The organism is Paraburkholderia piptadeniae (assembly GCF_900007165.1).
GTDB classification, from domain to species: Bacteria; Pseudomonadota; Gammaproteobacteria; order Burkholderiales; family Burkholderiaceae; genus Paraburkholderia; species Paraburkholderia piptadeniae.
Window position 1 is genome coordinate 61,936 of record NZ_CYGY02000013.1, and the last position, 18,773, is coordinate 80,708.

An 18,773-nucleotide genomic window follows, 5' to 3' on the forward strand; every position below is an offset into this window, starting at 1 on the left:
CAACTGCATGAAGATCATGATCGTCACCGATGCGTGGGAGCCGCAGGTCAACGGCGTCGTCCGCACGCTGAAGAACACGACGCGCGAGTTGACGGAGCTCGGCCACAAGGTCGATCTGCTGACGCCGCTCGAGTTCAAGACGATTCCGTGCCCGACGTACCCCGAGATCCGCCTCTCGCTGCTGCCGAAGCGCCATCTGCGGGAGCGGATCGACGAATTCCAGCCGGACGCGTTGCACATCGCGACGGAAGGCCCGCTCGGACTCGCCGCGCGCGCCTATGCGATCGAGCACAAGCTGCCGTTCACGACCGCGTATCACACGCGCTTTCCCGAGTACGTGCAGGCGCGCTTCGGCATCCCGCTTGCGTGGACGTATCGCTTCCTGCACTGGTTCCACAAGCCGTCGCTCTCCGTGATGGCGCCGACGCCCGTCGTGAAGGCGGACCTCGAAAAATACGGCTTCACGAACGTCGTGCTGTGGACGCGCGGCGTCGATCTCGACATCTTCCACATGATGGACTCGAAGGTGCTGAACACCGCGCGGCCGATCTTTCTTTACGTGGGACGCGTCGCCGTCGAGAAGAACGTCGAAGCATTCCTCAAGCTCGATCTGCCCGGCTCGAAGTGGGTCGCGGGCGAAGGCCCGGCGCTCGCCGAACTCAAGTCGCGCTATCCGGGCGTCAACTATCTCGGCGTGCTGACGCAAGCCGAGCTCGCGAAGGTCTACGCGGCCGCCGATGTATTCGTGTTCCCGAGCCGCACCGACACGTTCGGCCTCGTGCTGCTCGAAGCGCTCGCGTGCGGCACGCCCGTCGCCGCGTATCCGGTGACGGGCCCTATCGACGTGCTCGGCGACGGCGGCGCGGGCGCGATGCACGAAGACCTGCGCGAGGCGTGTCTCGAAGCGCTGAAGATCGACCGCAGCCGCGCGCGCGAGTGGGCCGAGCGCTTCTCGTGGACGGCCGCCTCCGAACAGTTCGCCGCGCATCTGAAGCCCTTGCCGCGCGCCGCCTACAGCGAGGAAAACGCCGCCGCATAACGCGTATCCGAAGCGCGTGTCCGAAAGCGCACTGCCCGACGCGCGAGCGCCCTTACTTCCCGCCACGCCCATGCAAACGAGACAATCGAACGCATTGCGCGCCCCGCAGGAATCGCTGCGCGACGCCGAAACCATCGCGTCTGAAGCCGGTCCGGCTGTCGAGCCGGACGGCGAACCTTTCGGCGATGTGCACGAACGGCATGACGACGGCGCGCCGCAGTCGCGCTATGCTGGACGCACTCAACCTCGTCCAGCACGCAAACCATCTCCCATGCCATCCACCACGCGCAAGCCGATATCGCGCGATTCCGCGCCATCCGAAGAGGACACGCTGATCGAGACCGACATCGAAGCCGAAGCCGAAGCCGGCGCCGACGTCCGCCGCGACACCCGCACCGAGCCGCATGACCCGCACGAGCCGCTCGGCCCCGACGATCCGCTCGCGTTGCCGTTCAACCCGTACAAGGGCAATCGCGGCATCACGCGCGCATGGCACGCGATGAAGAACTCGTTCGCGGGCTTTCGTGTCGCGATCCGCGAGGAAAGTGCGTTTCGCCAGGAACTGACCCTCGCGGCCATTCTTGTGCCGTGCGGCATCGTCGTGCCCGTCGAGCCCGTGTCGCGCGTGCTGCTGCTCGGCTCCGTGTTCCTTGTGCTGATCGTCGAGCTGCTCAATTCGAGCGTCGAAGCGGCCATCGACCGCATCTCGCTCGAGCGCCACGAGTTGTCGCGGCGCGCAAAGGATCTCGGCAGCGCGGCCGTGATGGTCGCGCTCTTCATGTGCGTGATGACGTGGGCGCTGATCGTCGGGCCGCTCGTGGTCCATTGGGTCGGCGGGTGGTTCGGCGGGTGATCCGGCGGTTCGTTCGGACTCAGGCGCTAGCCGCCGCGCGCGAGCACCGAGCCCACGTCACGAGTATTCAAGAGCCCGTCATTGGCGCCGCATCCACGCCATACAGAAGCGCGCGTTCTGGGTATAGAACGGTCGGTTTATAATCGTTCGATAGTCTCAAAAACAGCCAACCAGACCGGGCGGAGGAGCATGCCGTAGCACGCGGCATCGCGAACGCCCGTAAACCAGGGCCGGACGATATGGAAGCCAAACCTCCCCGCCGCACGCGCGAACGGATTCTCGAACTATCGTTGAAGCTCTTCAACGAGATCGGCGAGCCGAACGTCACGACGACGACGATCGCCGAGGAAATGGAAATCAGTCCAGGCAACCTGTACTACCACTTCCGCAACAAGGACGACATCATCAACAGCATCTTCAGCCAGTTCGAGCAGGAGATCGAGAAGCGTCTGCGTTTTCCGGAAGACCACCGCGCGACCATCGACGAAATGTGGTCGTATCTGCAGTACATGGTCGATTTCACGTGGCGCTACCGCTTTCTGTATCGCGACCTGAACGATCTGCTCGCGCGCAACCGCACGCTGGAAACGCACTTCAAGCAGATCATCAGCCACAAGGTGCGCTTCGCGAGCCAGTTCTGCGAGCAGCTCGTCGCCGACGGCGAAATGGTCGCGACGCCCGACGAGATCAAGGTGATCGCGACCAACATCGGCGTGATCGCGACGTACTGGCTGTCGTATCAGTTCGTGATGAACCCGCGCAAGTACAACGAGCAGGAAGCGATCCGCGCTGAGCTTCATCAGGTGAGCGTGCAGATCGTGTCATTGATGGCGCCGTATCTGCGTGGCCGCTCGCGCGAGCTGTTCGACGATCTGGTGTCGGGCAAGCATCCGCAGCGTGAGTTCTACGACTATCTGCCGCCGCGCGAACCTCGCAACGAATCGAAGGAAAGTTGAAGATGAAGGCAGTCTGTGTGTATTGCGGCTCGTCTGACGGAGCCAAACCGCTGTACCGCGACGCCGCGAAGGCGTTCGGCCGCGCGCTCGTCGACGCGAATCTGTCGCTCGTCTACGGCGGCGGCAAGGTCGGCCTGATGGGCGTGATCGCCGATGAAGTGATGGCGGCGGGCGGCCGCGCGATCGGCGTGATCCCCGAGCTGCTGGTCAACAAGGAAGTCGGCCATGACGGCCTGTCGGAACTGCACGTCGTGCCCGACATGCATCAGCGCAAGAAGATGATGGCCGACCTGTCGGATGCGTTCGTCGCGCTGCCGGGCGGCGCGGGCACGCTCGAAGAGCTGTTCGAGGTCTACACGTGGGCGCAGCTCGGCTATCACCAGAAGGCCGTCGCCGTGCTGAACATCGACGGCTTCTACGATCCGCTGATCTCGCTGCTGGAGCACACGGTGCAGGAAGGCTTCATGCGTCGGACCTACTTCGACATCCTGCAAATCGACAGCGACCCCGCCGCGCTGATCGCCAAGCTGCAGCGCTATCAGCCGCCCGCGCGCGACAAGTGGGCGGACCGGCGCGACCGCGTGTGACGCGCGGCGCGATCGCTCTGGTGAGCGGCAGTTTCGTCGCTGGCGGCACACATCAGGCACAGATGAGGCACACACGATGAAAGTGGTTCTGATCACGGGCGCGAGCCGCGGCATCGGCCGCGCAACCGCGCGCCTGCTCGGCGCGCGAGGCTGGTCGGTCGGCATCAACTACGCGGCCAACGAGGCCGCCGCAAAAGAAGCAGCCGCCGAAGTCGGACGCGCGGGCGGCCACGCGCGCGTGATCGCGGGCGATGTCGCCGACGAAGCGCAGGTCGTCGCGATGTTCGATGCGCTCGAAAGCGCGTACGGCCGCATCGATGCGCTCGTGAACAACGCGGGCATCGTCGCGCCTTCGATGCCGCTCGCCGACATGGACGCCGCGCGCCTGAAGCGCATGTTCGACGTCAACGTGTACGGCGCGTATCTGTGTGCGCGCGAAGCGGCTCGGCGCATGGCGAAGGATCGCGGCGGACATGGCGGCGTGATCGTCAATGTGTCGTCGGCGGCGTCGCGGCTCGGGTCGCCCAACGAATACGTCGATTACGCAGGCTCGAAAGGCGCTGTCGATACGATGACGATCGGCCTTGCGAAGGAGCTCGGCCCGCAGGGGGTGCGCGTGAACGCCGTGCGCCCGGGCCTGATCGACACCGATATCCACGCGAGTGGCGGGCGGCCCGACCGCGCCGCCGTGCTAGGCGCGCAAACGCCGCTGGGCCGCCCCGGCACGGCCGAAGAAGTCGCCGAGGCGATCGTCTGGCTGCTGAGCGACGCGGCATCGTATGTGAACGGCGCGCTGCTCGATGTGAGCGCGGGCCGCTGATTTCTTCTCGCTGATTTCTTCTCTTCGGGCCGCCGCTGCGACAGCTTCCGCTTGCCCGATGCGCAGACCGTCAGCCTGGCGCGAGTGCGCCAGCGCCCGTGCGTTCGCGCGATGTCACAGCCGCCTCCGCCGTCTCGCCAGATGGCGCCCCGCATAGCGGCCCCGGCAACGAACCGTTCGGCAGCAAGAACACCTTCCCCCGCCGTCCCGGCTGTTCGGCATGACGCAACGCCTCGCCGATCGCATCGAGCGCGAAGGTGGCCGACACCTGCGTCTGCAACACGCCGCGTTCGAGCAGCTCGACAGCCTCGCCGATCAGTGCGTCGCGTTGCGCGAGCGACATGCGCGATAGCCGCTGCGTCAGCCAGAAGCCCTTGACCGTGATGCCGCCGAAAATCGCGTGCTCGCAGTCGATGCGCATCTGCTGCCCGGACAGCATCCCGTAGTTGACGAGCGTGCCGCCGCGCGCGAGCAGCGCGCCAAGACGCGCCACGCCGTCGCCGCCCACCGCATCGAGCGCGATCGAAAGCGGCGCGCCGTCCGTCGCGCGGCGCACGGCGTCGGCGAGCAGCGGACCGTCTTCGACGGCAGCATCCCCGCCCGCCGCGAGCACCTCGGCAACGGCCTCGGGACGCCGCACGATGTTGAGCGTGCGCACGCCGTCGTGCCGCGCAATCTGCATCACCGCGCGGCCGACGCTCGACAGCGGCGCCGTCTGCACGATCCAGTCGCCGCGCGCAAGCGGCGCCGCGCGCCGCACCAGTTCGAGCGCCGTACACGCGCTCACTTTCAGCGCCGCGAGCTGCAGCACGTCGAGATGCGCGGGCACCTTCTGGAGCATCGCGGCAGGCAGACGTCTGCGCTGACACCAGTTGTCGTTGCCGACGACGATCACGCGATCGCCGACGGCCAGCGTCTTCACCGACGAGCCGCGCGCCGTCACGTGTCCCACGCCTTCGAGCCCGGGCGTCGCGGGCAGCGTCGGCAGTTCGCCGTAGCGCCCGGCGAGCCGCGCGAGGTCAGCGGGCGTAATCGTGCACGCGTCGATGTCGACAAGCACTTCCCACGCGGCTGGCGGACCGGGATCGGCGATCTCATGGCATCGCGCGACCAGCGCGGGCGGGCCGAACGTATCGAAACGGATCTGCTTCAAAAGAGCCCCTTCGCCGGTGGCGCGCTTGCCTTGAGTTGCGCGAGCAACGCAATCGTCCTGTCGACGTGCCCGCGCGTGTGCGCCGTGTTGAGGAAGAATCGCAGCCGCGCGGCGTTGCGCGGCACCACGGGAAAGATCATCGGAAACGCAAACACCCCGTTGTCGAAGAGGCGCGCCGCGAGCCACAACGCCGTCTCCGACTCCGCGATCATCACGGGCACAACGGCTGAAGCATGGCTCGGTCCGATGTCGAGGCCCGCCGCCTGCGCGCGCTCGCGGAAGTAGTCGGCAATCGCGACCACATTGCGCGCGCGCTCGGGCTCCGCGCGCATGATGCGCAATGCCTCGAGCGCCGCTGCCGCGTTGGCCGGGTTCGGCGAGGCGATATAGAGACCGATGCCCGGCGCGTAGTGCTTGAGCATCGTCACCAGTTCGTTGCGCCCTGCCACGTAGCCGCCGATCGTCGCGAACGACTTCGACAGTGTTGAGAAGTGAATGTCGATGTCCGCGCCGTTCAGGCCGAAATGATCGACGACGCCGAGGCCTCGCGGACCGATCACGCCCATCGAATGCGCCTCGTCGACCATCAGCAGCGCCTTGTGACGCCTCTTGATGTCGATCAGCCGCGGCACGTCGGGGATGTCGCCGTCCATGCTGAACACGCCTTCCGTGAGAATCAGCACGCGTTCGTACTGGCCGCGATGCTCGCTCAGCAAACGATCGAGCGCGTCGCAGTCGTTGTGGGCAAACGCAAAGCGCCGCGCGCCGCTGATCTTCGCGCCCGTCAACATGCTGTTATGCACCAGCTCGTCGTACAGGATCAGGTCCTGCTTGCGCGCGAGATAGCCGATCGCACCCGCATTCGTGCCCCAGCCGCTCACGCCCATCACGGCGGCTTCGACGCCGAGCACATCGGCAAGCTCGCGCTCGAACTCGCCGAAAAGCGGTATCTCGCCGACGATGATGCGCCCCGACCCCGTCGACGTGCCGTAGTCGTCGATGGCTCTTTTCGCGGCCTCTTTCACGCGCGGATCGCCCGCAAGATCGAGATAGTTGTACGACGAAAAATTGATCATGCGCCGTCCGTCGATCTCGACTTCGGCGCTCGTCACGCCCACGTGCTCGCGGAACATGTTCCATTCGAAGCCCTGGTTGTCGTAGTACCAGCGCGTGTTCGCGTACTCACGCATCTCGGGAAAGTGCGCGAAGTCGTAATGCTCCGGCCTGACGGTCACGCGCCTGTCCACGGCGGGTGGCGCGTCCGCATCGGCGTCCGCGCGCGGCGCGCCCGTCTTGCCGAGCAGCCGCGCGCGCAGCCGCTCGATATGCGATCCCGTCGTCATCGATGTGTCTCCCCAATGTGTCGCATGTTGCCGATCGTGTTGCGAGGCCGCCCGCTCATGCCGGCTCCTCTGCCAGCGCAGGCGTCGCTTCATCCGCATCGCCCCAGCCGAACGACGCGAGCGTCTTGTCGACGATCGCGCGGATCGTCAGGTCGTCGAGAATTTCGAGCACCGATACGCTGATGCCCAGATCGCGGTCGAGCACCAGCTGGATTTCGGTGGCCATCAGCGAATCGACGCCGAGGTCGAGAATCGGCCGGTCGATCGGAATGCCTGCCGCCGACGTTTCCAGTTCGTCGGCGATCAGCGACGCGACCAGTCCCGCGAGCACCGTGAAGCGCTCGGAGCCGGGCAGCGCGGCAAGCTCCGCCTTCAGCACGTCGCGCGCGCCGGCATCGCGGTTCGTGTCGGCGGCGATCAGGTCCGCGAAGCGCGGCGACTGGCTGCCCAGCGTTTCGTAACGGCCCCAGTCGGCCCAGTTCGTGATCAGCGTCACGCCGAGTTGCGGCACGCCGCGCCGCATCGCGCGCTCGAGCCAGCCGAGCGCCTCCGCCGATTCCATCCCGCGCAGCCCCATGTAGCGCATGAACGCTTCGAGCTTTTCATCGCGCGTAACGACGCCGACGTCGGCGATCGCCCCCCAGTTGATGCTGGTCGCGGGCAGGCCGAGCGAATGACGATGCCACGCAAGCCCGTCGAGATAGCCGTTCGCGCTCGCATAGCTCGCCTGCCGGCTGTTGCCGACCAGATTCGCAATCGACGAGAACAGCACGAAGTGATCGAGCTGCATGCCGCGCGTGTGCTCGTGCAGCAGGCGCGCACTTTCGGCCTTGTTGCGCATCACGGCGACGAGGTTCTGCGGATTCAGTTCGACGATCGGCTCGTCGACGATGACGGCAGCCGAGTGGAACACGCCGCGCAACGGCTTCCCGGCGCGCGCAATGACGCCGAACAGATCGCGCATCTGCGCGGCGTCGGACACGTCGCACGGCACGCAGAGCACCTGCACGCCGCGCGCCGCCAGGCCGTCGACGAAGGCGCGGCGCTCTGCCGTATCCGCGCCGCTGCGCGACGCGAGCACGAGATGACGCGCGCCATGATCGACGAGCCAGCGCGCCGTTTTCTGGCCGAAGCCGCCGAGTCCCCCCGTCACGAGATACGTCGCGTCGGGATCGAACGCGACGGTCTCGTGCACCTGCACGGGCAATGGCGTCGCCGCATCGTCGAAGCGCACGATCAGCGAGACCTCGCTGTCCGGCATCGCGAGCTTGCGGGTCGCGAGATCGGCGAGCGACACCGACAGGCTGTCGGCTCTCGCAAGCTCGCCGCGTTCGGCGCGCGCGACGGCACGCTGCAATGCAGATGCAAATCGCCCGGCGCGCTGCGTCAGGACGGTCAGATCCGCGCGCACGACCGACGACGAAGCGCGCGGCATCGTCACGGGACGGGCGCGCGCGGCCGTGTCGATCAGCACGCCGCCCGCCGCGAGCGCGCGCCAGCCGAAGCGCTCGGCCCAGTCGCACAGCGGCGCGACGATCGCATCGAAGCCACGGCCTTGCGTGCGTTCGACGCACGCGCGCTCGATCGCGTCGTGCGTCGCGGCGAGCGCGCCTTCCTGCGCAGCCGCCGGGTCGGTCGCGACCAGCGTCACGTCGACGCCCTGCGCGCGCAGCGCCGCCGCCACCGCGAGACCCGTTTCGTCGGCCAGCACCAGCGCGTGCGAATGCGCGCCGAGATCGGCCTGTTCGACCACACGCGTCGCTACGGCTGCGCGGCTGGCGGCAACCAGCACCGACGCGGGCGTCGCATGATCGGACAACGGCGTCAGATGGAACGCGGCGCGCGGGCCACGGATATGCGTCGCGAAATCGGCGGGCGCGAGTCCGTACACGCGTTGCCCCTCGCGCAGATCCGTCACGTTCGAACCGATGCCGCTCACCGTCGCCACCACGTCGACGAAATCGTCGTCGAAGCGGTCGCCAGTCGACGCGCGCAGCGCGCGGCTCGTCAGCGCCACCGCTTCGATCTTCAGCTCCAGGCCGTCATCGGCAAGCGGCTCGTGCGCCACTTCGATCAACTTCACGCTGCCCGCGCCCCCGTCGTCCTCCTGGCGCTCGCCCAGCGCGCGCACGAGCAGCTTGCGGCCACCCTCGGGCGCGACGGTCTCGACGAGCGGCTGCGTGAGCCACGGATTCGCCGTCAAGCGGCTGAACAGGCGCTGCCCGCGCCGGATCGCGACTTCGTCTTCCGGCGCGTCGCACAGCAATTCGAGGATCGCGGCATCGATGTCGTCGGCGCTCGCTGCCGGCGGCAGATCGATGCTCGAAAAACGCATGCCTTCGATCTCATTGAACGCGACGCGCGCAAAGCCGTTGAGCGCTGTCTGTGCCGGCTCGACGTGCGCGCCCTGTTGTGTCGTGTCGAAGGCTGCGCGCGTGACCACGTAAGCGCGCGGACGCTGCGGCGCGGGCGACGCGGCCAGATGCTTCGTGACGGCATGCATCAGCAGCAGCGCGGCCGTCGCCGTCGGATCGTCGCTCTCGCCGGATGCATTCAGACCGTGCAGGAAAACGGCGCCGTCGAACGGGCCCGCTTCGTCGAGCACGGCGCCGATCGCGGCGCTCGCGTCGGCACGCAGCGCGCGCCGGGCGTTGCGCATCTCGACGTACGCCGCAACGTTCAGGCGCGCGCACATCGGCACGCCGAACGCTTCGAAGCCGGCCGCGATCGTGTCGGCGGTTTGCCGCGCGGCATCGTCTTCGACGATCAGCCAGTGGCCGAGCCGCTTCGGCTCGGGCAGGCGCGCGCCGTCCGACCATTCGTAGCGCAGCATCTGCAGCTTCACGGGATCGCCCCATGCATCCGTGCGTTCGAGCTTCGCTGACGACGCCGTCACGCGCATCCCGCGAATCACGGCCAGCACGCGGCCACTGTCGTCGGCGATCGTGAGATCGGCGTCGACGTGCCGCGGCGTCGCGTTCACGCGCACCGCCTCGCACCAGTACGCCATCGGCAGCGAAGGCGCGAGCACGCGCATCTCGCTGAAGCCTGTCGGCAGCCAGGTCGAGTCGCTGTCGTCCAGAATACCGACCAGCGCCTGAAAGCACGCATCGAGCATCGACGGATGCGCGCGGTAGCCGTCGCGCGGCAGATGTGCCGGACATTCGATGCGCACGAGCACACGGCCGCCGGGCGCCGCCTTGTGCAGCGAGCGGATCGACTGGAACGCGGGACCGTATTGCAGCCCCATGCGCGCGAGTTCGCGATAGAAGGCTTGCGCATCGACAGGACGGTCGAGCGAAGTCTTCAGCGCCTCGATATCGACACGCGTGGCATCGGCGGCCTTCAACGCCGCGACCGTGCCCGTCAGATGCAGCGTGCCCTCGCCGATCCTGCCGCCTTCGATGCTGCGGATCGCGACGCCGCGTGTGCCGCGCTCGTACGCGCACACGTAGTCGATCGCGCGATCGCCCGCCATGACGAGCGGCGCGTGAATCGCGACGTCGGAGACCGTCCAGCCGGGCGCGTCGGGATGCAGCGTGGCCGCCGCTTCGAGCAGCGTCTCGATGTAGCCGGCAGCCGGCATGATGGGCGTGCCCGATACGACGTGGTCCTTCAGCCACGCAAGGTTCTGATGCTCTAGATCGTTGGTCCAGACATCGTGCGCGGGATAGTGCTCGTTGCCGAGCAGCGGCCGGTCGGTCGGCCCGATGCGCTGATACGCGGCCCGGTCGGATTCGAGCCACAGGCGCTCGCGCTGCCACGGATAACCCGGCAGCGCGGCGAATCGACCATTGCCGTTGAGCGGCGTCCAGTCGATCGTGGACCCGCTCGCGAAGACCTGCGCGACGGCGCGGTGCACGCGCGCGCATTCGGGCTCGTGGTTGGCCTCGTTACGGCGCAGCGTTTCGACGAGGCGGATTTCGTTCGCGCGCACCTTCGCGCAATCCCGCAGCGCCGACGACAGCACCGGGTGCGGACCCACTTCGACGAACGTGACGAAGCCTTCGTCGAGCAAGGTCTGCACGGCCTGCATGAACGAGACGGACTCGCGCACGTTCCGCGCCCAGTAGTCGGCGCCGAACGCCGGGCCTTCGAAGCGCTTGCCGGTGACGGTCGACACGACGGGAATCGACGGCTCGCGCGCGACGATCGATTGCAGCCGCTGCGTCAACTCGCCGAGAATCGGCTCCATCAGATAGCTGTGATACGGCACCTCGACGTTCAGCACGCGATTGAAGATCTCGCGCTGCGACAGGTCCGCAGCGAGCCGCTTGATCGCGGCCGTTTCGCCCGCCAGCGTGATCGTGTTCGGTCCGTTGACGGCGGCGATTTCGATGCGCCCTTCGTACTGCTTCAGCGTGTCCGTCAGCGCCTGCGGCCCGACGCCCACGGCGAGCATGCTGCCCGTGCCCGCCGTGCGCGCCTGCAGGCGGCTGCGCTCGTAAGCGACGCGCAGCGCGTCTTCGAGACTGAGCGCGCCGCTCACGGCGGCCGCCGTCACTTCGCCGACGCTGTGGCCCACCACCGCGCCCGGCGTCACGCCCGCCGCGCGCAGCATCGCGACGATGCCCCATTGCACGAGGAAGTTGGCGGGCTGCGCATACACGGTGCGCGTGATCTGCGACTCTCGCTCGTCCTTCAGCATCTCGACGAGCACCGAGAAGCCAGCGATACGCTTGAAGATGCCGTCCGCCTCGTCGACGGCCGCGCGATACACGGCGTCTTCGCGATAGAGCTGCTGGCCCATCGCCCACCATTGCGGGCCCATTCCCGTGAACACCCACACGGGCAGCGCCTTGCCTTGCGGCGCCTGCTGGCCCGTCACGACACGCTCGCTCTTTTCGCCCAGCACAAGCGCGTCGAGCGCGGCGACGATCGTCGCACGGTCGGCGCCCAGCACGACGGCGCGTTCGCTGAGATGCGCACGGCGCAGCGCGGCGGAGTACAGCACGTCGTCGAGCTTCGTCGCCGGCTGTGCGAGTCGCTCGCGATAGCGCCGCGCCAGCGCCTTCAGCGCTTCCGGGTGTCGTGCAGAGAGCGGCAGCATCGACGGAAAGCCCGCCGGGCGAAGTGTTGCGTTGGCCTGTTCATGCGCGTTGCGCGATCCGTCGAAGTTCGACGCCGAGCGCAGCACCACGTGCGCGTTCGTGCCGCCATAGCCGAACGAATTGACCGCGACGAGGAACGGCTCGCCGTCTAGCTCGTCATCCTGTGCGAGCCTGATCGGCGCATCGGCGAGACGCACGCCGAGCTTCTCGAAGTCGATGCCCGGATGCGGCGTTTGCAGATTGCCGAGCGGGAATGCCTCGCGATGCATCAGCGTCAGCACGGCCTTGATGATGCCCGCGACGCCCGCGCCCGACTCCAGATGCCCGATGTTGCTCTTGATCGAGCCGAGCACGACGCGCGCATCGCCCTCGCGGCCCGTGCCGTACACGGAGCCGATCGACTCGGCCTCGATCGGGTCGCCCACCGCCGTCCCCGTGCCGTGACACTCGACATAGCGAACCTTCGACACGTCGATCGCAAAGCGCTCGCACACGTCGCGGATCAGCGCGCTCTGCGCGTCGGCGCTCGGCATCGAGATGCCCGGCGTGCGGCCATCGGAATTGACGCCCGCGCCCGCGACGGTCGCGAGTATCGTGTCGCCGTCGGCAAGCGCGCGCTCGAGCGTCTTCAGTACGACGACGCCGCCGCCTTCGCCGCGGCCATAACCGTCGCCGCGCGCATCGAACGATTTGCACTGGCCGTCGCGCGACAGGAACTGCCCCTTGCACATGCCGATCGGGTACTCGGGACGCGTCATCACGTTTGCGCCGCCGACCACGGCCATCTCGCAGTCGCCGTTCCAGATGTCGCGGCACGCGTAGCTGAACGCGACCAGCGACGACGAGCACGCGGTGTCGATCGACAGGCTCGGCCCGCGCAGATCGAATGCATGCGAAAGCCGGTTGGACAGCATCGTCATCATCATGCCGGCTGCCGTATTCGCGTTGTGGCGCGCGCGGTTGGCCGGCTGCATCAGCGTGATCATATGGTCCAGCATGAAGCCGCCGACATACACGCCGACCTTCTTGCCCGCATGCGCGGTCAGATCGAGGCCCGCGTTCTCGAACGCCTCCCAGATCAGTTCGAGCAACAGGCGCTGCATCGGATCGAGATTTTCGGCGACGCGCGGCGGCAAATCGAAGAAGCCCGCGTCAATCGCGCGAATGTCCTGCTTCAGGAAGTTGGCCTTGTCGACATAGGCCTTGCCCTTTGCGCTTTCGTCAGCGGCGTAATAGCGTGCCGCGTCCCAGCGGTCGGCGGGCACCGGGCCGGCCGTCACCGTGCGCTGGCGGAGCGCCGCCAGCAAGGCGTCGAGATCGTCGAGACCCGCTGGGAAACGGCAAGCCATGCCTACTATCGCGATATCGCGCATGATCAGTTTTCCTGTCCCGTTGAGTGTGGTTCTTGAGTTGTGTTCGCTGCGCCGGCACGCCGCGCGCGTAGTTTTTATTCGTAGAAGGTCGCGAGCATCTGCACGCTGCGCGACTCGGGCATCGCGCCGTAGCGGTTCCACGATGGCCCGCCCTGGCGCTGCAACTGCAACGCGACGTCGAAGCGGTCGTAGTGGCGCCGCAGTTCCAGCCAGGCGTGACGGCCGCCGCCCTGATCGGCCTGCACGAACGCGGACAAATCGAGCCGGCGAATGCCGACGTTGCGCCAGATCGCCATCACGAACGCGCCGTGACGCGTCGGCAGATCCTGCGAAGCGACGCCCGTTTGCACGGCGCGGCCCCAGGCGCGCGGATCATTCGACTGCAACGCGCGCCATTGCGAAGGCGTCGCGCCCGCGCCGTTGCTCTGCAACTCGGCTGTGATCGACAGATCGAGCGGCGTCGTCCATGTCACGCCGATGGCCGAGTTCGTGCGAAACGCGCGATCGTCGACGCCCGTCGAACGGCCGATCAGCGACGCGCGGCGCCCGCCCGTCCATTCCGCGTACGCAACGACGGAGTTCGCCGGCACGACGCTCAGGTTCAGGCCCACCTGCGGCGCTTGTCCCTGCTCGCCGTACACGAGCAGTTGCGGCTGCACCGACGCCGACACACGCTGGCTGCCGACGAAGAGCCACCGGTTCACGCCGTTCGTGCGCTGCAGATCGGATGACGCAAACGGATTACCGGGCGCGCTGTAGCTCGCGAGCCGCGGAGAAAAGAGAAACTGCGCCGAGCCGCCGTCCCACAGATGCTGCGCGCGCACGCCTACCGTGCCGAGGCGGTTCGTGCGGCGGCTTTCCGGGTCCGGCGATACGTCGAGGTTGACGGCGCCCGCCTTGAAGAAATCGGTCGGGTTGTAGCCGACGGCCGCGCCGAGGCGCTCGTTGATGCGCCCCGCGTCGACGCCCGTGAGCGGCGTCACGTTCCATGACGCGAATGCTTCGCGGATCGTGCTTTCGCTCCGGTGCGGCGCCGCCGACGACGACAGCGGATCGAAGCGATCGAAACGCGCCGAGAAGTTCACGCTCACCGAAGGCACGATGGCCTGCTGATACAGCAGATCGAACGAAAGCTGATTGCGCAGCGACGACGGCGCATCGCGATAGCCGCTCTCGCGCACCGCGTCCTGCACGAAGAACTTCCACGGATGTGCGGCAGGGGACGGCGCAGAGGCAGCCGGCACGGCGTCGGCGAGATTCAGCGCGGCGGCATCGGCGGCCGCCGATGCATTCGCTGCGTCTGCTGCATCTGCCGTATCGGAGGACGCGGCCGGCAAGACCGGCGCCTCGTCCGCGGCATCATTCGGCGCCGCCGCCTCGCCGTCTTCTCCCGCTGCTGCCGCCGAGGCCGCATCCGGCAACCACGAGACGAACGCGACGAACGACGCGAGCGCAATCGACGTCAGCGCGCGTGAACCCGTCAGGCTCATTGCGGCTTGAAGCGCGGCAGATAATCGCGCTGCAACCACGCATCGGGAATCTCGTGCCATGCGTAGTTCGAGAAACGCAGCACCGTCACCCAGCCGGAATCGAGCCCGTCGATGATGACGATCTCGGTCGGCCGCTCGGCGCCAAGCTGCGGCGCGTAGCTGCGATAGAACGCCGTCTTCAGCAGCCGGCCGCTTTCGGAATAGAACTTCGCCTTCACGGGCCGGCTGGATTGCGCATCGAGCCACATGTCGATGCGCCTGTACGTCAGCCCGGACACGTTGCCCGTCAGCGAAAGCCAGTTGCAGCGGCGCGTCTGCCGGTCGCCGTCCATCACGTCTTCCGTGCCCTTGAGCGTCGCCGTGTAGTCGTGCGCGAAATTGGTCGTGACGACATCGCCGTTCGATTCCTGTCCGAGCAGCCGCTGATCGGGCGAAATGCGCACGCTTGCCTGGCTCGCGGGATCGTAGAACCACAGATCGTTGCCGTTCTTCAGCATCAGCTTGCCGGCGTCGCGCGCGGGCGCCTCGAAGCGCACCAGCGTGCGGTACGTGCCACCGCCGTCGTCGGGTTTCGACCAGATCGACAGCACATTTGAATCCACCTGCTTGCCCGCGCGGTATTCCGTCAGCGCGGCATTCAGCACGAAGGGGCTCGACGGCGAACGGATCGCGTCGCTTGCCGCGAGCATCCGCTGTGCATCCGGCGCGGCCTGGGCAAATGCCCCCGAAATCAGGACACCGGACAACAATCCGGCAAAAAACAGACGACGCACGAACCGACTCCCGACAGAACAGAAAAAGGACAATTCAGACATGACGCAGCGCATCGACGATCGACAGCCGCGCCGCGCGCCGCGCGGGCCACCATGCGGACAGCACCGCGACGCACGCGAGCGTCGCGAATGTCAGCGCGATCGGCCGCCATTCGCCCCAGACGCGCACGGTCAGCGCGATCGAGTCGACGCGCGCGGGCGGCGTCCACGTGAGGCCGCTGCGATTGATCAGGGCCGCGAGCAGCAGCGCGACGGCGACGCCCGCCGCCGTGCCGAACACGCCGAGCAGCAGCCCTTCGCAGACGAAGATCCGCTGGATGTCGCTGCGGCGATTGCCCATTGCGCGCAGCGTGCCGATTTCGACGGTGCGCTCGACGACCACCGTGCTCATCGTGTTCGTGATGACGAACAGCACGATTGCGCTGATCAGCACGAACACGAAGCCGAAGATCACGTCGAACATCGAGTTCGTCTGCCCGTAGAACGGATTGAGCGTGGCGAAGTCGAGCACTTCCATCGGCTGATCGGGAAACTGCGCGGCGAGCAGCTGTTCGATGCGGCGCTGCGCGGCGGGCAACTGCCCGGTGTGCTTAAGTTGCACTTCGATTGCCGTCACGCGCGGCTCGTCTGCGCCGTAGACGAGGCGCTGCGCGCCCGCCAGATGCAGCGCGAGATAGATGTCGTCGAGTTCCTTGACGCCCTGCTGCTCGGCCTTCACGACGGTAAAGCCGCCGACGTTCGGCGCGCCGTGCACGCTCGTCGCGAGCATGTCGATGCGGGCCGCCGACGGCGCCTTCGTTGCGCTCGCCGCTTCGGCCGCCGCGAGCGCAAGTAGGTCGGCGGGCGCGGCATCCGTCTCGCGCTGCTTGCGGTCGTCGAGCAGCGCCTGCGGCATCGCGCAATCCTTCACGTGCAGCGGCGCGCAGAGTTGCAGCACGCGCGCGAGCCCTTCGCCGACGACGGCAGCATCGTCGGCCGTGCCTTGCAGCGGCGACGCTTCGCGATCGAGCGGGAAACCGTAGTCGTTCCACGCTTCCATGCGCGTCTGATCGGCGGGAACCGTGCCTTCCGCGTACACGGTGCGCGACACGCCCGCGTCGAAGTTGCCCGCGACGCCGCCCAGCTGCAGCGTCGGCGTGACGACGAGCGTCATCGGACGCAGCACCGGATCGTTGCGCAATACCTCGATGACCTTCGAGTAGTCGCGTATGCCGTAGGCCGTCGGGTTGCCGATGCCGTACGCGAAATAGCCGCGCCGCTGCACCTGCAGATGGCCGCTGTGCCGGACGATGTCCGTCTGCATGCCGAGCGTGATGTCCTTGCTGAAGCCGCCGAACAGCAGAATCGCGCACACGCCGACGACGATCGCGAGCAGCGTCGTGACCGAGCGGCGGCGGTTGCGCTGCAGATTGCGCAGCGCGAGGGTCAGTGCCTGCTTCATACGGCGACGCCCTCCATTGCGCGCAGCACGCGCTCGTGATGCACGATGCGGCCATCGCGGATCTGCACGAGTTCGTCGGCGGCCGCCTGGACCTGCGGATCGTGCGACGACACGACGAACGACACGCGGCGCTGCCGCTGCATCTGTCGCATCAGATCAATGATCGCCGCGCCTGTGTGGCTGTCGAGATTTGCGGTCGGTTCGTCGGCGAGCACGAGCGTCGGCTCGACGGCAAGCGCGCGCGCAATCGCGACGCGCTGACGCTCGCCGCCCGACAGCTGCCCTGGCCGCCGCCGCGCCTTGTCCGCGAGCCCGACGGCGTCCAGCAGCTCCGCGACGCGCCGCGTCCGCTCGCGCGCCGGCAGACGCGCCATCAGCAATGGATATTCGACGTTTTCATACGCGGACAGCACGGGCAGCAGATTGAAGTTCTGGAACACGTAGCCGATCTGGCGCGCGCGGAAGTCGGACAGCGCATCGTCGGAGAGTTCGCTCGTGTCCTGCCCGTCGATCACGACGTGGCCGCTGTCGGGCCGGTCAATGCAACCCATCATGTTGAGCAGCGTAGTCTTGCCGCTGCCCGACGGACCGCTCAGCACGGTGAGCGCATTCGATGCGATCAGGACGGAGACATCGGCAAGCCCGACGACTTGCACGCTGTCGAGCCGATAGGACTTGCAGAGCCGTTCAATCTGTATCGCGGTAGTCATTATTGCGGACAAGTTTGGAATCCGAATTCTTTAGGCGGCGAACGATACAAATCTTCGTCGACCGCTTATATACGAATAGTCCTAAATCTTAGTTTTTCATTTGATATCCGAAATATTCCTACAACCCCTTATTCGAAGATCGGCGAGACTAGCGGCTTTGCAAACGGGCGCAACGGCGCGAAGCGAGTCGTCATGGAGAAATTCATCGTGCAAAACACTGGGTCTGCCAAACGGATTCGCCGTGTGGACGGACGACGCTCACAGCACGTGAAGCGATGGCTGGCGAACGCCGCGCTCGCCGCGATTGCGTCGTGCGCTGTCCATCCGGCGCTGGCGAAAGCCGCGGACACGCGAACGGCCGACGCGGCGCCCACGCTCGTTGGCAAGCTCGCCGTCGACCAGCAGGTGCGCTGGCTGCGTCAAACCGCGCAAACGGGGGCGCTCGCAAAGCTCGACGACGCGCAACTGGTTGCGCTCTTCGAAGCGCTCGATCCGCAGACGGTGCCACGCTACGTGAAGGAAGGACCGAACGGCTATCCGTCGTATGAGTTCACGATGCGTCGTCAGGAGCGCATCAAGGGCGAATGGACGGCGCGGCCCGATCACATGCTCGTGAAGATGGCGCGCGAGCCGCTGCGCATCTACATGACGTGGCTGCCCGACGGCCCGCACGCGGGACAGGAAGCGATCTACGACGAGACGAAGCGCAGCGACGCGATGTATGGGCATCTCGGCGGCATGTTGAACATCATGCCCATCTGGACGTCGATCGACGGCTCGCTGGCGCGAGCGCAGTCGAATCATTCGGTGCGCGATCTCGGCACTGAGTTCATCGCGACGCAGTTCGTCAGTGAAGCGGCAAGATACGCGGATGCTGGCGCCCTGCGGCCGCAGAGCGTCGAGGTGCGATCGATTGACGGCGTGCGCGTGATCGCGCTCACCTATGAGGTCAAAAGCGGTACGTCCGGGTTCTACGCGAAGAAGAAGACGCTCGGGCTCGATCTGCGCTGGCCTTACTTTCGCACGGTCGAGGCATACGACGACGACGAGCAGTTGTTCGAGAAAATCGTGCTGGAAAGCGTGACGCCGAAGACGTTCGATGCGTCGACTTTCGACCCGAAGAATCCTGCATACCGGTTCTGAGCGGCTTTACCGGCCGCTCGCCGGCCATCTGTCCGTAACGC

General features: G+C 66.9%; 13 protein-coding genes. 6 read left to right on the plus strand and 7 right to left on the minus strand.

What is annotated here, in order from left to right:
* The first annotated feature begins 7 nt into the window (after positions 1–7).
* The 5 genes from BN2476_RS06325 (at position 8) to BN2476_RS06345 (ending at position 4,255) form a co-directional block, all read left to right on the plus strand.
* Positions 8–1,039: a glycosyltransferase family 4 protein gene (locus tag BN2476_RS06325; RefSeq protein ID WP_087733309.1), complete on the plus strand. Its 1,032-nt coding sequence runs from the start codon at positions 8–10 to the stop codon at positions 1,037–1,039.
* 271 nt (positions 1,040–1,310) lie between these two features.
* Complete coding sequence (locus BN2476_RS06330; RefSeq protein ID WP_087733338.1) at positions 1,311–1,892, plus strand: diacylglycerol kinase; 582 nt, start codon at positions 1,311–1,313, stop codon at positions 1,890–1,892.
* Between the two features lie 239 nt (positions 1,893–2,131).
* Positions 2,132–2,848: a TetR/AcrR family transcriptional regulator gene (locus BN2476_RS06335; RefSeq protein WP_087733310.1), complete on the plus strand. Its 717-nt coding sequence runs from the start codon at positions 2,132–2,134 to the stop codon at positions 2,846–2,848.
* A gap of 2 nt (positions 2,849–2,850) precedes the next feature.
* Positions 2,851–3,435: an LOG family protein gene (locus BN2476_RS06340; protein ID WP_087733311.1), complete on the plus strand. Its 585-nt coding sequence runs from the start codon at positions 2,851–2,853 to the stop codon at positions 3,433–3,435.
* Positions 3,436–3,511: 76 nt separating this feature from the next.
* Positions 3,512–4,255 carry an SDR family oxidoreductase gene (locus BN2476_RS06345; protein WP_087733312.1) on the plus strand — a complete coding sequence of 248 codons (744 nt, stop codon included), beginning with the start codon at positions 3,512–3,514 and terminating at the stop codon, positions 4,253–4,255.
* A 70-nt stretch (positions 4,256–4,325) separates the two neighbouring features.
* On the opposite strand, the gene BN2476_RS06350 is transcribed toward BN2476_RS06345, so the two are convergent.
* The 7 genes from BN2476_RS06350 to BN2476_RS06380 all read right to left on the minus strand — a co-directional run bounded on the left by BN2476_RS06350 (position 4,326) and on the right by BN2476_RS06380 (position 17,589).
* Complete coding sequence (locus BN2476_RS06350) at positions 4,326–5,408, minus strand: zinc-dependent alcohol dehydrogenase family protein (protein ID WP_160111679.1); 1,083 nt, start codon at positions 5,406–5,408, stop codon at positions 4,326–4,328.
* Positions 5,405–6,751 carry an aminotransferase class I/II-fold pyridoxal phosphate-dependent enzyme gene (locus tag BN2476_RS06355; RefSeq protein ID WP_160111680.1) on the minus strand — a complete coding sequence of 449 codons (1,347 nt, stop codon included), beginning with the start codon at positions 6,749–6,751 and terminating at the stop codon, positions 5,405–5,407. The genes BN2476_RS06350 and BN2476_RS06355 overlap by 4 nt, the downstream gene beginning before the upstream one ends.
* A gap of 55 nt (positions 6,752–6,806) precedes the next feature.
* The gene (locus tag BN2476_RS06360) at positions 6,807–13,175 is read right to left on the minus strand and encodes a type I polyketide synthase (RefSeq protein ID WP_087733315.1); all 6,369 of its coding nucleotides are present in this window, start codon (positions 13,173–13,175) and stop codon (positions 6,807–6,809) included.
* Between the two features lie 74 nt (positions 13,176–13,249).
* On the minus strand, positions 13,250–14,665 hold the full coding sequence (locus tag BN2476_RS06365) for a hypothetical protein (RefSeq protein ID WP_235850732.1): 1,416 nt from the start codon (positions 14,663–14,665) through the stop codon (positions 13,250–13,252).
* Positions 14,662–15,438, minus strand: a complete 777-nt coding sequence (locus BN2476_RS06370; protein WP_087733316.1) for an outer membrane lipoprotein-sorting protein — start codon at positions 15,436–15,438, stop codon at positions 14,662–14,664. Before BN2476_RS06370 ends, BN2476_RS06365 begins: the two co-directional genes overlap by 4 nt.
* Before the next feature lie 34 nt (positions 15,439–15,472).
* On the minus strand, positions 15,473–16,879 hold the full coding sequence (locus tag BN2476_RS06375; RefSeq protein WP_087733317.1) for an ABC transporter permease: 1,407 nt from the start codon (positions 16,877–16,879) through the stop codon (positions 15,473–15,475).
* The gene (locus tag BN2476_RS06380; RefSeq protein WP_087733318.1) at positions 16,876–17,589 is read right to left on the minus strand and encodes an ABC transporter ATP-binding protein; all 714 of its coding nucleotides are present in this window, start codon (positions 17,587–17,589) and stop codon (positions 16,876–16,878) included. The genes BN2476_RS06375 and BN2476_RS06380 overlap by 4 nt, the downstream gene beginning before the upstream one ends.
* Before the next feature lie 234 nt (positions 17,590–17,823).
* On the opposite strand from BN2476_RS06380, the gene BN2476_RS06385 reads away from it, so the two are divergent.
* Entirely contained in the window at positions 17,824–18,732 is a 909-nt protein-coding gene (locus tag BN2476_RS06385; RefSeq protein WP_438942862.1) for a DUF1571 domain-containing protein, read from the plus strand.
* Positions 18,733–18,773 lie beyond the last annotated feature (41 nt).

Bases quoted from the DNA above. Each gene is read 5' to 3' on its own strand.
- BN2476_RS06380 (WP_087733318.1), bottom strand. From the start codon at position 17,589: ATGACTACCGCGATACAGATTGAACGGCTCTGCAAGTCCTATCGGCTC.
- BN2476_RS06355 (WP_160111680.1), bottom strand. From the start codon at position 6,751: ATGACGACGGGATCGCATATCGAGCGGCTGCGCGCGCGGCTGCTCGGC.
- BN2476_RS06365 (WP_235850732.1), bottom strand. From the start codon at position 14,665: ATGAGCCTGACGGGTTCACGCGCGCTGACGTCGATTGCGCTCGCGTCG.
- BN2476_RS06325 (WP_087733309.1), top strand. From the start codon at position 8: ATGAAGATCATGATCGTCACCGATGCGTGGGAGCCGCAGGTCAACGGC.
- BN2476_RS06360 (WP_087733315.1), bottom strand. From the start codon at position 13,175: ATGCGCGATATCGCGATAGTAGGCATGGCTTGCCGTTTCCCAGCGGGT.
- BN2476_RS06330 (WP_087733338.1), top strand. From the start codon at position 1,311: ATGCCATCCACCACGCGCAAGCCGATATCGCGCGATTCCGCGCCATCC.
- BN2476_RS06345 (WP_087733312.1), top strand. From the start codon at position 3,512: ATGAAAGTGGTTCTGATCACGGGCGCGAGCCGCGGCATCGGCCGCGCA.
- BN2476_RS06340 (WP_087733311.1), top strand. From the start codon at position 2,851: ATGAAGGCAGTCTGTGTGTATTGCGGCTCGTCTGACGGAGCCAAACCG.
- BN2476_RS06375 (WP_087733317.1), bottom strand. From the start codon at position 16,879: ATGAAGCAGGCACTGACCCTCGCGCTGCGCAATCTGCAGCGCAACCGC.
- BN2476_RS06335 (WP_087733310.1), top strand. From the start codon at position 2,132: ATGGAAGCCAAACCTCCCCGCCGCACGCGCGAACGGATTCTCGAACTA.